Annotated in this window: 1 protein-coding gene; it reads right to left on the bottom strand. The window is 58.4% G+C overall.

Features of this window, described 5'->3' with window-relative positions; all coding sequences use genetic code 11:
• Positions 1-184: 184 nt before the first annotated feature.
• Positions 185-400 (bottom strand): hypothetical protein, encoded by a 216-nt coding sequence (locus SO139_RS46355; protein ID WP_449384471.1) that lies wholly within the window; start codon positions 398-400, stop codon positions 185-187.
• Positions 401-673 lie beyond the last annotated feature (273 nt).

Raw genomic sequence — 673 nt, 5'->3', positions numbered from 1 at the left:
TGGCCGGCCCGCGCCTGAACCTCGGTCCTGAACGCAGCTGGCATGCGGCAGTCGTCGCAGAAAGGAGGCTGCGGTCTGACTGCTTCGCTCGGGCGCGCTTGCGTGAGCATGACCTCGAGCATGCCGGGGAATGCGGATGAGTTATGTTCACTTTTGGACATACGGAAGCCCAACGATCATGGACTTACGGTTGCAGCAGCGACAAGATGCGATGCCGATCTTGCTGAAGGCGGCGCTGGTTCTCACGCAATCCCTCCAGTTCGGCTTGAGCGTTGCTGGTGTCTTGTTTTTGCCGTTTCAAACTAATGACCAATGCCTCCTGTTCCGCAAGGCGCCGCTCACCATCCACTACCTCGCGCTCCAGCTGCCTTAACTCGTCCAGAAGTGCATCGTTTAACATCCAATCGCGCTGCCTCTCCGACAAGCGACCCCAGCGAGAGGGATGCCGAGGCCGCCAACCTTGTAGGAAGGTTTTCTCTCGGCTGGTTTCTATGGGGGCTTTCACCGAGAGCATGGAGATGACTGGCTCTGTCGAGAGTCGTTCCTCTGCCAGTCATTGAAAACGCCCAGCGGTTCAAGTTGCCCCCTCTCTTCGAATCCAACCGGTTGAGGGATCAGGCTCGCCTAGGCGGAGGGTGGCGTTGCGAGTTGTAGAGCAACCTTAGGACCAGTG

This window comes from Bradyrhizobium sp. UFLA05-89 (assembly GCF_059803475.1).
The sequence above is the reverse complement of the archived record's forward strand: the minus strand, read 5'-3'. Positions and strand labels throughout refer to the sequence as shown.

Coding starts and splice junctions, on each gene's coding strand:
- SO139_RS46355 (WP_449384471.1), bottom strand. CDS start 400: ATGTTAAACGATGCACTTCTGGACGAGTTAAGGCAGCTGGAGCGCGAG.